This is a genomic window from Sporichthya sp. (assembly GCF_013815995.1).
Lineage (GTDB): Bacteria > Actinomycetota > Actinomycetes > Sporichthyales > Sporichthyaceae > Sporichthya.
In genome coordinates this window covers 20,682-33,452 of sequence record NZ_JACDFE010000016.1, presented here as the reverse complement: position 1 = coordinate 33,452, position 12,771 = coordinate 20,682, and the positions used below count along the sequence as shown (strand labels likewise).

The 12,771-nt window shown below is 70.4% G+C and carries 10 protein-coding genes and 2 pseudogenes; 3 read left to right on the top strand and 9 right to left on the bottom strand.

Annotated features, from left to right (window positions below; translation table 11 throughout):
- Window positions 1-524: pseudogene (locus H0X00_RS03640) on the bottom strand (AraC family transcriptional regulator); the annotation flags it as partial.
- Between the two features lie 155 nt (window positions 525-679).
- Between H0X00_RS03640 and H0X00_RS03635 the strand changes: the two are divergent.
- The gene (locus H0X00_RS03635; RefSeq protein WP_293767379.1) at window positions 680-2,812 is read left to right on the top strand and encodes a molybdopterin oxidoreductase family protein; all 2,133 of its coding nucleotides are present in this window, start codon (window positions 680-682) and stop codon (window positions 2,810-2,812) included.
- Between the two features lie 171 nt (window positions 2,813-2,983).
- Here the strand turns inward: H0X00_RS03635 and H0X00_RS03630 are convergent.
- The 3 genes and pseudogenes from H0X00_RS03630 to H0X00_RS03620 form a co-directional block, all read right to left on the bottom strand.
- Window positions 2,984-3,259 (bottom strand): annotated as a pseudogene (locus H0X00_RS03630) (TerC family protein); the annotation flags it as partial.
- A gap of 32 nt (window positions 3,260-3,291) precedes the next feature.
- Window positions 3,292-4,557 (bottom strand): tyrosine--tRNA ligase, encoded by a 1,266-nt coding sequence (tyrS, locus tag H0X00_RS03625; RefSeq protein ID WP_293767377.1) that lies wholly within the window; start codon window positions 4,555-4,557, stop codon window positions 3,292-3,294.
- Window positions 4,558-4,646: 89 nt separating this feature from the next.
- Window positions 4,647-5,261, bottom strand: coding sequence for a DNA-3-methyladenine glycosylase (locus H0X00_RS03620; protein WP_293767375.1), 615 nt, complete (start codon window positions 5,259-5,261; stop codon window positions 4,647-4,649).
- A gap of 62 nt (window positions 5,262-5,323) precedes the next feature.
- On the opposite strand from H0X00_RS03620, the gene H0X00_RS03615 reads away from it, so the two are divergent.
- Window positions 5,324-6,850 carry an SDR family oxidoreductase gene (locus H0X00_RS03615; RefSeq protein WP_293767374.1) on the top strand — a complete coding sequence of 509 codons (1,527 nt, stop codon included), beginning with the start codon at window positions 5,324-5,326 and terminating at the stop codon, window positions 6,848-6,850.
- A 61-nt stretch (window positions 6,851-6,911) separates the two neighbouring features.
- Window positions 6,912-7,286, top strand: coding sequence for a hypothetical protein (locus tag H0X00_RS03610; RefSeq protein WP_293767372.1), 375 nt, complete (start codon window positions 6,912-6,914; stop codon window positions 7,284-7,286).
- A gap of 76 nt (window positions 7,287-7,362) precedes the next feature.
- On the opposite strand, the gene argH is transcribed toward H0X00_RS03610, so the two are convergent.
- From argH to H0X00_RS03585, 5 genes are all read right to left on the bottom strand, one after another.
- A complete protein-coding gene (gene argH / locus H0X00_RS03605) occupies window positions 7,363-8,793 on the bottom strand; it encodes an argininosuccinate lyase (RefSeq protein WP_293767370.1) in 1,431 nt (476 codons plus the stop codon).
- An 83-nt stretch (window positions 8,794-8,876) separates the two neighbouring features.
- Window positions 8,877-10,076, bottom strand: coding sequence for an argininosuccinate synthase (locus H0X00_RS03600; protein ID WP_293767368.1), 1,200 nt, complete (start codon window positions 10,074-10,076; stop codon window positions 8,877-8,879).
- Window positions 10,077-10,105: 29 nt separating this feature from the next.
- On the bottom strand, window positions 10,106-10,618 hold the full coding sequence (locus tag H0X00_RS03595) for an arginine repressor (protein ID WP_293767366.1): 513 nt from the start codon (window positions 10,616-10,618) through the stop codon (window positions 10,106-10,108).
- Window positions 10,615-11,541 (bottom strand): ornithine carbamoyltransferase, encoded by a 927-nt coding sequence (gene argF / locus H0X00_RS03590; RefSeq protein ID WP_293767365.1) that lies wholly within the window; start codon window positions 11,539-11,541, stop codon window positions 10,615-10,617. Before argF ends, H0X00_RS03595 begins: the two co-directional genes overlap by 4 nt.
- The gene (locus H0X00_RS03585; RefSeq protein ID WP_293767364.1) at window positions 11,538-12,755 is read right to left on the bottom strand and encodes an acetylornithine transaminase; all 1,218 of its coding nucleotides are present in this window, start codon (window positions 12,753-12,755) and stop codon (window positions 11,538-11,540) included. The genes argF and H0X00_RS03585 overlap by 4 nt, the downstream gene beginning before the upstream one ends.
- Window positions 12,756-12,771 lie beyond the last annotated feature (16 nt).

Genomic DNA, 12,771 nt, shown 5'->3' with positions numbered 1-12,771 from the left:
TTGCCGGCCAGGTCGCGCAGCATCCGGCTGACAACGCCGGAGAACCCGTGCGCGCCGGAGAGCTGACGTGCCGTCAGGTCCGCCGATTCGTGGTCGGTCAGCTCCAGGCTGTCCCGGGGCCAGGTGAAGACCAGCAGCCGCCACGGATCGCCGCCGCAGCCGAGGTCCCAGGTGAAGGGCCGGTCCGTCTCGTAGACGGCGAAGTCCCCGGGCGCCAGCGCGCACTCCCGGCCGTCCTGGGTCAGGCGAGCCCGGCCGCCGGTGAGCAGCCCCAACTGGAAGTAGTGGGCCCGGTCGTCGCGGGCCAGCGCCACGGTCCGGTGGGCGGCTTGCGGGATCGAGGCCACCTCGGCCACCCGCAGCGCACCCAACTCGACGGTGCGGACCTGGCCGCGGAAGCTGTCGGCGCGCGGGACTCCACGATCTACTGAGACATCCAGGGAGACGAAGTGGTCCCGGATCAGGTCACGCCAGACCCCGAGGCGTCCCGTGCTCGCGGGCGCCGGGTCGACGGTGACGGCCACCGGTGCTCCCTCGTGGGCGTCTTCTGGTGGGCTGTTGGCGCCGAGATTACGACAACTGTCGCTCTGCGTCATGGCCCCGGCCCCACCGGCGGGGGAGGATGCCGCTACGAGGCAGGGCTCCGCCCGGCGCTGCCGCGGCGTGGAGGTGCGTCCCGATGACCGCTGTGCTCCCGGATCCTGCGACCGTCACCGTGAAAGCGGCCTGCCCGCACGACTGCCCGGACACCTGCGCGATGCAGGTGACGGTCGCCGACGGGGTCGCGACCGGCGTACGCGGCGACCCGAACCACCCGTTCACCCAGGGCGGGCTGTGCGTCAAGCTCAACAACTTCGTCGACACCGTCTACTCCCCCGGCCGGGTGCTGTACCCGATGCGCCGTACCGGACCGAAGGGCAGCGGGCAGTTCGAGCGGATCACCTGGGAGGCCGCGCTGGAGGAGATCGCCTCGAAGTTCGGCGCCATCGCCGAGGAGTTCGGGCCGGAGGCGATCATGCCCGCGAGCTATCTCGGCACCCAGGGAATCCTCAACGGCCTCAACGTCGGAGACCCGTTCTTCAACCGGCTCGGTGCGACGATCGCCGAGCGCACCTACTGCGACTCCGGCGCCTCCACCGCCTACGTGATGACGCTCGGCCCCGCGGCCGGGGTGGACCCGGAGAGCTTCGTGCACTCCAAGTTCATCCTGATCTGGGCCTGCAACCCGATCAGCACCAACCTGCACCTGTGGCCGTTCATCGCCGAGGCGCAGCGGCGCGGGGCCAAGATCGTGGTCGTCGACCCGCTGCGGTCGCGCACCGCGAAGCACGCGGACTGGCACATCCCGATCCGGCCCGGCACGGACACCGCGCTCGCGCTGGCGATGATGCACGTGATCATCGGCGAGAACCTGCACGACGCCGACTACGTCGCGAACCACACCGTCGGCTTCGACGAACTTGCCGAGCGCGTGCTCGAGTACACGCCGGAATGGGCCGCCGAGCAGACCGGGGTTCCGGCGGATGACATCCGCACGCTGGCGCGGGAGTACGCGACCACCCAGCCCTCGATGATCCGGATCGGCGTCGCCATCGAGCGGCACGCCGGTGGCGGGCAGACCGTCCGTGCGCTGAGCTGTCTGCCCGGCCTGGTCGGCGCCTGGAAGCGGCCCGGCGGCGGCATTCTCGCCCTGCCACTGTGGGCGTTCCCGGTCAACTGGCCGGCCCTGCTCGGCGCCGACCTGCTCAAGCCCGGAACCCGGATCGTCAACCAGTTCCTGCTCGGCCGCGCGCTGACCGGTGAACTCGAACTGGACCCGCCGATCAAGGCCCTGATGGTCTACAACACCAACCCGCTGGTGGTCTGTCCCGAGCAGGACAAGCTGGTCGCCGGGCTGGAGCGCGAGGACCTGTTCACGGTCGTCAGCGAGCACTTCATGACCGACACCGCGGACTACGCGGACATCGTGCTGCCGGCCACCACCCAGCTCGAGCAGGACGACGTCATGTTCAGCTGGGGGCACTTCTACATCACCTTCAACAACCGCTCTATCGAGCCCCTGGGTGAGGCGATCCCGAACACCGAGCTGTTCCGCCGCCTGGGACAGCGGATGGGCTTCACCGAGCCCTACTTCACCCGCACCGACTCCGAGATGATCGCTGCCGCCTTCGACTGGTCCGCCCCGGCGATGGAAGGCATCACCCCGGAGTTGTTGCGGGCCGAGGGCTGGGCCCGGCTGCGCCTGCCCGACGCCGACAACTACGCGCCCTACGCCGAAGGCGGGTTCCCGACCCCGTCCGGCAAGGTCGAGTTCGTCTCGGCCGCCGCCGCCATGGGCAACTTCGTCCTCGGGCTGTTCCGGCAGGGTTCGGAGGAGCACCAGCCCGGTCAGCCGGTGGACCCGCTGCCGCACTGGATCGCGCCGCGGGAGTCCGCGTTCGGGTCGGACTCCGGACGGTTGAACCTGATCTCGCCGAAGTCGCACGCGTACCTGAACTCGAGCTTCGCCGACCAGCCGCAGCAGCGACGGATCCAGGGCGAGCCGGCGTTGCTCATCCACGCCAAGGACGCCGCCGAGCGCGGGATCGCCGACGGCGCCCCGGTCCGGGTCTCGAACGAGCGCGGGTCGTTCGTGGTCGTCGCCAAGGTCACCGACGACACCGCCCCCGGCGTGGTCGCCGCCTACATGGGCGCGTGGCGCAAGCACGCGAAGGACCTGGCGACGGTCAGCGCGGTCAGTCCCTTCGCGTTCGCTGACCTCGGTAACGCGCCGACGTTCTCCGACACCTGGGTGGAGGTCGCTCCGGCCTGACCCCGTCAACGGATGTCATCCGCAGCGCGACGCTGCGGATGACATCCGTCGGGTTCAGTGCTCCGCTCGGTCGTGGTCGGGTGTGCCGGTCAGCGAGCCGGCGTGCGCGACCGCGGTCGGGTCCTGACGGGTCTTCAGCATGCTGGTCACCGTCACGGTCGCCAGGACGACGACGATGATGACGAAGGCGAAGAGGTTGTCGACCGACAGGCTCTTCTCGACGATGTAGCCGGCGAAGAACTCCGTGCCGTAGTCGCCGCCGTGGGCCGCGGTGAACCACAGACCGAAGGCGATGGCCACGCCGATGTAGAACACCGACCAGGCCGCCGCTTCCGCGAAGCCAACCTGGTGCGGCCGCACCGAAGCGAGGACCAGATCGAGCGCCAGGAGGCCCAGAATCAATGCGATCGTCAGCGTCCAGGTCAAGCCGCTGATGTCGAGGTCCAACGCCGCGCCTTCGTGGGGCGCCGCTCGCCCCTCTAAGGAGCTACGACCCGGACCGCCGCCAGGTTCCGCTTGCCGCGCCGAAGGACGAGCCATTCGCCGTGAAGCAGGTCACTCGCGCTGGGCACGGCCGCCTCGTCGCTCACCTTGACGTTGTTGACGTAGGCCCCGCCCTCGCCGATCGTCCGGCGGGCGGCGTTGTTGCCCTTCTCCAGACCGGTGGCGACCATCAGCTCGGCGACGGTGCTCAGTTCGGCGACGGTCGCCGTGGGCAGCTCGCCGAGCGCGGCGGCCAGCGTCGCGGCGTCGAGTTCGGTCAGTTCGCCGCGGCCGAACAACGCCTGGCTGGCTGCCTCGACCGCAGCGGTCTGCGCGGCGCCGTGCACGAGCGTGGTGAGTTCCTGGGCCAGTGTGCGCTGGGCCTCGCGGGCACCCGGGCGGTCAGCCGTGGCCTTCTCCAGCTCCTCGACCCGCTCGCGCGGAAGGAACGTCAGGCACTTGAGGTAGCCGACCACGTCGCGGTCGTCGGTGTTCACCCAGAACTGGAAGAACGCGTACGGACTGGTCAGCGACGGGTCGAGCCAGACGGTCCCGGACTCGGTCTTGCCGAACTTGGTCCCGTCGGACTTCGTCAGCAGGTTGGTGGTCAGGGCGTGGGCCTTGCCCTGCTCGACCCGGCGGATCAGCTCGGCGCCGGCGGTGATGTTGCCCCACTGGTCCGAGCCGCCGATCTGCAGAGAGCAGCCGTGCCGGCGGTGCAGCTCGAGAAAGTCCATCGACTGCAGCAGGACGTAGCTGAACTCGGTGTAGGAGATGCCGACGTCGGAGTTCAGTCGCTGGTTGACGGCGTCGCGGGCCAGCATCCGGTTGACCGGGAAGTGCTTGCCGACATCGCGCAGGAAGTCGATCGTCGACAGTTGCGCGGTCCAGTCCAGGTTGTTCACCATCCGTGCGGCGTTCTCGCCGTCGAAGTCCAGGAACGGCTCGATCTGCGCGCGGATCCTGCCGACCCACTCCCCGACCAGGTCCTTGTTGTTGAGGTTGCGCTCGGCAGTCTCCTTCGGGTCCCCGATCAGTCCGGTCGCGCCGCCGACCAGCGCGATGACCCGGTGCCCGTCGTCCTGGAACCGTTTGAGGGTCAGAACCTGGACCAGGTGGCCGACGTGCAGGCTCGGGGCGGTGGGGTCGAAGCCGCAGTAGAGCGTGACCGGACCGGCGGCCAGTGACGCGGCGAGGGCGTCCGGGTCGGTGGTCTGGGCGACGAGGTCACGCCAGGTGAGCTCGTCGAGAACCGTGCTCATCGGCTCGCTCGCTGCGCTCGTTCGCGGGTCACGGTCAGGTCGTCCCTTCAGGATCTTTTGCGGTTGCATCAGGTACCCGCGGGATTGTGTCACCGGACCGCGCCGCGCTGCCTGCGAGTTCCCGCCCGGTACGCGCTGACGGTCGGGTCACCGCCCAGCCAGAACCGCCAGGGCCGGGTCGAGCCAGTGCTGACCCCGACCCGGGGCCCGGTTCGGATCTCGCCCCGCTCGGTCGTTCCGGCCCGGATCCGGACCGGCCCGCCGCCGACCACGTCGACGCCGTTGTGCTCCGGGCCGAGTCCGAGGGCACGCACCAGGTTGGCTGGTCCGCGCGCCAGCGCCGTGTCCTTAACCACACCCGGGCGGTGGCTGCGGGCCTGTTCCAGCCCGGCCATCACCTCGCCGGCGCGCAGCAGGACCGCCGAGGCTGTGCCGTCCGGCCCGCACACCAGGTTCGCGCAATGGTGCATGCCGTAGGTGAAGTAGACGTAGAGATGGCCCGGCGGGCCGAACATCACCGTCGTGCGCGGGGTCAGGCCGCGGTAGGCGTGGGAGGCTGGGTCGTTCGCGCCGTCGTATGCCTCGACCTCGGTCAGCCGAACCGCCACCGGCCCGAGTACGAATACCGCACCGAGAAGGTCCGGAGCGACCTCGAGGACCGGACGTTCGAAGAACGACCGGGGCAGGGTGTCGGGCCGGGCCATCCGGGCACGTTATGCCGGAAGACCCTCGCCGCGAACAGCGAGGCCGACGAGGCGGAGGCAGCATGCGAATTCTGGTGACCGGGACCACCGGGTACATCGGTGGCCGACTGGTGCCGCGACTGCTGGAGGCCGGCCACGACGTCCGGGCGCTGGCCCGCGAGCCCGGCAAGCTCCGCGACGTCCCCTGGCACGGCGAGGTCGAGGTGATCCGCGGCGACGTCACCGACCCCGACGCCATGGCGAAGGCCTGCGCGGACGTCGATGTCGTCTACTACCTGGTGCACTCGCTGTCCTCGCACGGCTTCGCCGGCACCGACCGCACCGCCGCCCTGGTGACCGCTCAGGCCGCCCGTGAGGCGGGCGTCGGGCGGATCGTCTACCTCGGCGGCCTGCGTCCGCAGGGAGACGACGACCTGTCCGAGCACCTGGCCTCGCGCAGGGAGGTCGGCGAGATCTTCCTACGCTCGGGGGTCCCCACCGCCGTGCTCCAGGCCGCCGTCATCCTCGGCGCCGGATCGGCCAGCTTCGAGATGCTGCGCTACCTGACCGAGCGGCTGCCGGTGATGGTCACCCCGCAGTGGGTCGGCACCAAGGTCCAGCCGATCGCGGTCCGCGATGTCCTGCACTATCTGGTCGGAGTGGCCGACCTGCCGCCCGAGGTGAACCGGACCTTCGACATCGGCGGACCGGATTTTCTGACCTACCGTCAGATGATGCAGCGCTACGCTGCGGTCGCCGAGCTCTCGCCCCGACGTGTTATCCCGGTGCCCCTTCTGACTCCCCGGCTCAGTTCGCACTGGGTGAACCTGGTCACTCCGGTCCCCCGCTCGCTCGCGACGCCGCTGATCGAGTCCCTGGTGCACGAGATGATCTGCGACGAGCACGACATCGCCCGTTACGTGCCCGACCCGACCGGTGGCCTGACCGGGTATGCCGACGCCGTTGCGTTGGCGCTGGCGCGGATCAACGCGGACGAGGTCGAGACGCGCTGGTCCGACGCGTCGATCAGCGACGTGCCCAGCGATCCACTTCCCTCCGACCCGGACTGGTCCGGCGGCAGCGTCTACGTCGACCAGCGACGCGCGGAGACAACCGCCGGCCCGGACGAACTCTGGCGGGTCGTCACCGGGATCGGCGGCGCCAACGGCTGGTACTCCTTCCCGCTGGCCTGGGCCGTGCGCGGCTGGGCTGATCGGGCCGCTGGCGGGGTGGGCCTGCGGCGGGGGCGGCGCAACCCGGCGACCTTGCACGTCGGCGAGGCGCTGGATTGGTGGCGGGTCGAGGCCCTGGATGACGAGGGCCCGGAACGCATGCTGCGGCTACGCGCGGAGATGAAGGTCCCCGGGCTGGCCTGGCTCGAACTCGGCGTGAGCGCCGGCGCCGGCGGCGGTTCGGTGTACCGGCAGAAGGCGATCTTCGTCCCGCACGGGCTGGCTGGCCAGGCGTACTGGTGGGCGGTGGCGCCGTTCCACGGCATCGTGTTCGGCGGCATGACCCGCAACATCGTCGGCGCCGCCGAGGGCCGGGTCACCCGAAATCCCCGGAAGTCACGGAAGTCCCGGAAGTCCCGGAAGTCCCGGAGGCGATGAGTTCTTGTCGGTGCCCCCGGCCTGTACGGGCACTACCACACCTGAGCGAGAGGACGACGTCATGGGCTACCCGGTCGTGCACTTCGAGATCTGCGGCAAGGACCCGGCCAAACAGCACGCCTTCTTCGGCGAGCTGTTCGGCTGGAAGATCGACGCGAACAACCCGCTGAACTACGGGATCGTCGACCGGGAGAGCAACGTCAACGGTGAGGGCGCCGGTATCGGCGGCGGGATCTGCGACGTCCCGCCCGGCTACGACGGCCACACCACGTTCTACGTCGAGGTCCCGAGCGTCGCGGACTCCCTGGACCAGGCCGAAAAACTCGGCGCCACCCGGGTCATGGGCCCGGAGACCCCGATGGCGGACCTGACCATCGGGCTGTTCCACAGCCCGTCCGGCCAACTGGTGGGCGTGGTCCAGGCGCCGGGCGCCTAACTGTCGCGGGACGTCGTCCCGTACGGGCGCATGTCAGCCTGCAGGCGGGCTGATGTGCACCCGCCGAGGCTGACACTCAGCTCGGCTGCCCCACGGATGCGGCCCAGGCGCGCTGCGCGGCGATGGCTTCGTGCAGTTCGGACAGCTGCTCGTCGACCCGCACCTGGGCGGTCCCACCGCGGGCGTTGCGGGAGGCGATCGAGCCTTCGACGGTCAGGACATCGCGCACCGCGGGCGTGAGGTGCTCGGAGACCGCGGCGAGGTCGGCGTCGGAGAGGTCACCGAGTTCGATGCCCTTGCCCTCGCAGACCCGCACGCACTCCCCCGCCACCTCGTGCGCCACCCGGAACGGCACGCCCTGACGGACCAGCCACTCGGCGATGTCGGTGGCGAGGGAGAACCCGGCCGGAGCCAGGGCGGCCATCCGCTCGGTGTCGAAGCGCATCGTGGCGACCATGCCGGTGAACGCCGGCAGGAGCACCTCCAGCGTGTCGACGGAGTCGAACACCGGCTCCTTGTCCTCCTGCAGGTCACGGTTGTACGCCAGCGGGAGGCCCTTGAGGGTGGTCAGAAGCCCCGTCAGATTTCCGACCAGCCGGCCGGCCTTGCCCCGGGCCAATTCCGCGACGTCGGGGTTCTTCTTCTGCGGCATGATCGAGGAGCCGGTGGAGTAGGCGTCGTCGAGGGTGACGAAGGAGAACTCCTTGGTCGCCCACAGGATGATCTCCTCGGCGATCCGGGACAGGTCGATGCCGACCATCGCGAACACGAACGCAGCCTCGGCGGCGAAGTCGCGGGAGGCGGTGCCGTCGATGGAGTTCGGCGCGGAGCTGTCGAAGCCGAGCTCGACCGCGACCTGCTCGGGGTCCAGGCCGAGCGAGGATCCGGCCAGCGCGCCCGACCCGTAGGGCGAGACCGCGGCCCGGACGTCCCAGTCGCGCAGCCGGGCCACGTCCCGGGAGATCGCGTGCACGTGCGCGAGCAGGTGGTGCGCCAGCAACACGGGCTGCGCATGCTGGAGATGGGTGCGCCCGGGCATCGCCGCGCCCGGGTGGGAACCGGCCTGCGCCATCAGCGCGTCCTGCAGGTCGGCCAGCAGCAGCGTGATCCGGCGGGCGGCATCGCGTAGGTACATCCGGAACAACGTCGCGACCTGGTCGTTGCGGGACCGGCCGGCGCGCAGCCGGCCACCGAGCTCGGCGCCGACCCGCTCGATCAGGCCCCGTTCGAGGGCGGTGTGCACGTCCTCGTCGGCCAGCGTCGGGGTGAACTCGCCGGACTCGACGTCGGCCTGTAAGCGGGCCAGCCCGCCGAGCATCCCGGCCAGGTCCTCCTCGGAAAGGAGCCCGGCCCGGTGCAGGACCCGCGCGTGCGCCTTCGACCCGGCGATGTCGTACGGCGCCAGGCGCCAGTCGAAATGCACCGACACCGACAGCGCCGCCAACGCGCCGGCCGGCCCGGAGGCGAACCGTCCGCCCCAGAGCCGCAGCGTTTCAGGCTCACTCAAGTCCTGCTCCTGACGTCGTCCTCTGCCGCGCGGCGCGCCTGTCGGAGGGCTCCGAAGGGCGGGCCGCGCACCAGTGGAGATGGCTACTTGTTGCGGGCGTCGCGGCCCATGGCGATGCGGCTGGACATGCCGAACAGTTCGATGAAGCCCTTGGCCATCGACTGGTCGAAGGTGTCCTCGGCGTCGTAGGTCGCGAGGTTGTAGTCGTAGAGCGACTGGTCCGAGCGGCGGCCGGTCGGCACCGCGCGGCCGCCGTGCAGCGTCATCCGGATGTCACCGGAGACCGGGGCGTTGGCCTCCTCGAGGAACGCGTCGAGCGCAGTCTTCAGCGGGGAAAACCACAGGCCGTCGTAGACCAGCTCGGACCAGCGCTGCGAGACACCGCGCTTGTACCGGGCCAGCTCGCGCTCGACGGTGACGTTCTCCAGCTCCGCCTTGGCGGTGATCAGCGCGATCGCGCCCGGGGCCTCGTAGACCTCACGGCTCTTGATGCCGACCAGGCGGTCCTCGACCATGTCCAGTCGCCCGACGCCCTGTGCACCGGCGCGGACGTTGAGCTGCTCGATGGCCTGCAGCATGGTGACGGCCTTGCCGTCGATCGCGACCGGGACGCCGGAGGCGAAGGTGATGATGACCTCGTCCGGGTCCCGCGGGGTGGCCGGGTTCTGGGTGTAGCTGTAGATGTCCTCGATCGGGCCGTTCCAGACGTCCTCGAGGAAGCCGGTCTCGACCGCACGGCCCCAGACGTTCTGGTCGATGGAGTACGGGGACTTCTTGTTCACGTCGATCGGCAGGTTGCGCTCCTCGGCGAACGCGATCGCCTTGTCCCGGGTCATGCCGGAATCGCGGACCGGGGCGAGGACCTTCAGGTCCGGGGCGAGCGCCCCGATGCCGACCTCGAAGCGGACCTGGTCGTTGCCCTTGCCGGTGCAGCCGTGGCCGACCATCGAGGCGCCGTGCTCACGGGCCGCCTCGACGAGGGCCTTGACGATGGTCGGGCGGGAGAGTGCGGAGACCAGCGGGTAGCGCTCCATGTAGAGCGCGTTGGCCTTCAGCGCCGGCAGGCAGTAGTTGTCGGCGAACTCGTCCTTGAGGTCGAGCACGATCGACTCCACCGCGCCGCAGTCCAGGGCGCGCTGCCGGATCACGTCCATGTCCTCGCCGCCCTGGCCGACATCGGCCGCGACGGCGACGATCTCGGCACCGGTCTGGGCCGCGACCCAGCCGATGCAGACGGAAGTGTCCAGACCTCCGGAATAGGCCAGTACGACGCGCTCGGTCACGGGGTGCTCCTTTTTCGACAGGTACAAATTCAACTGCGTGGTGCTTGGGCGAGCGATAGGAAGTACGCGGCGATCGCGGCCCCGCCTTTGGGGTCGCGAGTGATCACCAGGACGGTGTCGTCCCCGGCAATCGTGCCGAGCAGGTCGGGCAGAGCGGCATTGTCGACGGCGGACGCGAAGAACTGCGCCGCCCCCGGGGGCGTGCGCAGCACGACGAGGTTGGCCGAGGCTTCGGCCGAGACCAGGAGCTCCTCGGTGAGCCGGGCGAGGCGGACCTGCGGGGCGCCGGGCTCGGGAGCGCGCGGGGTGCGGTCGCCGCCCTCGGCCGGGACGGCGTAGACCAGGGTGCCGTCGGTGTCCCGGATGCGGACCGCGCCGAGCTCGTCGAGGTCGCGGGAAAGCGTTGCCTGGGTGACGACGAGTCCGTCATCCCCGAGCAGCTTGGCCAGTTCGTTCTGCGAGTGAACCGGGCCACGGGAGAGCAGCTCGACGATGCGCCGGTGCCGGGCGGCCTTGGTGGCCGGGATGCTGGTCGAGGTCATGAGCTGTGCTCCAGCAACCACACCAGCAGCGCCTTCTGCGCGTGCATCCGGTTCTCCGCCTCGTCCCAGATCGCGGACTGCGGGCCGTCGAGAACCTCGGCGGTGACCTCCTTGCCGCGGTACGCCGGCAGGCAGTGCAGCACGATCGCAGCGGGATCGGCCAGGCCGAGCAAGGCCACGTCCAGCTGGAACGGTGCGAACGCGGCCTCCCGCGCCTCGGCGTCGGACTGGCCCATCGAGACCCACGTGTCGGTGGTCAGCACGTGCGCCCCGGCGCAGGCCTGCTTCGGGTCGTCCGTGACGATCACCGAGCCGCCGGTGGAGGCAGCGATCTCCTCGGCGCGGGCGAAGAACTCAGGGTTGGGCACATAGCCGGTCGGCGACGCGATCCGCACGTGCAGGCCGGCCGTCGCCCCGCCGAGCAGGTAGGAGTGCGCCATGTTGTTGGCGCCGTCGCCGAGGTAGGTCATGGTCAGCCCGGCCAGGCGGCCGTGCCGCTCCCGGACCGTCTGCAGGTCGGCGAGCACCTGGCAGGGGTGGAACTCGTCAGTGAGCGCGTTGATGATCGGCACCGTGCTGATCGAGGCCATCTCCTCGATCCGCTCCTGGCCGAAGGTGCGCCAGACGATCGCCGCGCACTGCCGGTCGAAGACCCGAACGGTGTCCGCGATCGGTTCGCCGCGACCGAGCTGGGAGCTGGCTGCTTCGATCACCAGGGGGAAGCCGCCGAGCTCGGCGATGGCGACACAGAACGAGACCCGGGTCCGGGTCGAGTGCTTGTCGAACATCACCGCGACGGTCTTCGGGCCGGCCAGAGCCTGGGACGAGAATCGGTCGGACTTGAGCCGGACGGCCAGGTCGAGCACCTCGAGCTGTTCAGCCGGCGACAGGTCGTCGTCGCGCCGGAAGTGACGGATCGTCATGCCCGGTCACTGCACTGCGCGGCGTCGAGAATTCTGGGCAGCGCGTCGAGGAATTCCTGGACCTGTTCCGAGCTCAGCACCAGCGGCGGAGCCAACCGGATCCGCCCGGGCTGGACCGCATTGACCAGGAAGCCGGCCTCCCGCGCCGCCTCCTCGACGGCCGGGGACAGGTCCGAGCTCAGCACGAGGGCCAACCACAGCCCACGGCCCTCGACCGCGGCCAGCAGGGGATGCGAGATCGCCGCGATGCCGTCGGCCAACTGGCCGCCGACCTTGACCACGTGGTCGAGCAGGCCTTCGTCCTCGATCGCGTTGAGCACTGCGAGGGCAGCCGCGCACGCCACCGGGTTGCCGCCGAAGGTGGAGCCGTGGTCGCCCCGGTGGAAGGTGCCGCCGTAGCTTCCGAGCCCGATGCAGGCCCCGATCGGCAGGCCGCCGCCCAGGCCCTTGGCCAGGGTGATGACGTCGGGCACCACTCCTTCGTGTTGGTGGGCGAACCACGCTCCGGTCCGCCCGATTGCGGACTGAATCTCATCGAGGACGAAGACCGCGCCGGTGGCGTCGCAGATCTGCCGGGCGTCGGCCAGGTACCCGGGCGGCGGCGGAACCACGCCGCCCTCGCCGAGAGTCGGCTCCAGGAACACCGCGGCCGTGTCGGAGTCCACGGCGGTGCGGAGGGCGTCCGCGTCGCCGTAGGGCACGAACGTCGTGTGCCAGCCGAACGGCGCGAACGGCTCACGGATCGCGGCCTTGCCGGTCACGGACAGGGACCCGAGTGAGCGGCCGTGGAACGAGCCCTCCGCCGCGACGATCTTGGTCCGGGCCGGGGCGTGTCGGCGCACCAGCTTCAGGGCGGCCTCGTTGGCCTCGGTGCCGCTGTTGCACAGGAAGACCCGTGACGGCGAGCCGGCCACGCCGAGCAGGTCGAGCAACCGCTCCGCCAGCGCGATGCCGGGCTCGTGCAGGTAGAGGTTCGAGGTGTGCGCCAACTGGGAGACCTGCCGGGACACCGCCTTGATCAGCTCCGGGTGTCCGTGACCGAGTGCGGACACCGCGATCCCGCCGAGCAGGTCGATGTAGCGGTGGCCGTCGACGTCCCAGACCTCGGCGCCCTGGCCGACCTTCAGGGCGACCGGCGGGGTGCCGTAGTTCGGCATCAGCGCGGCGTCCCACCGCTGCTGCAGACCGGCTGTCAGGGGCCCGACAGCGCTCATGGTTCCCTCGCTGCGC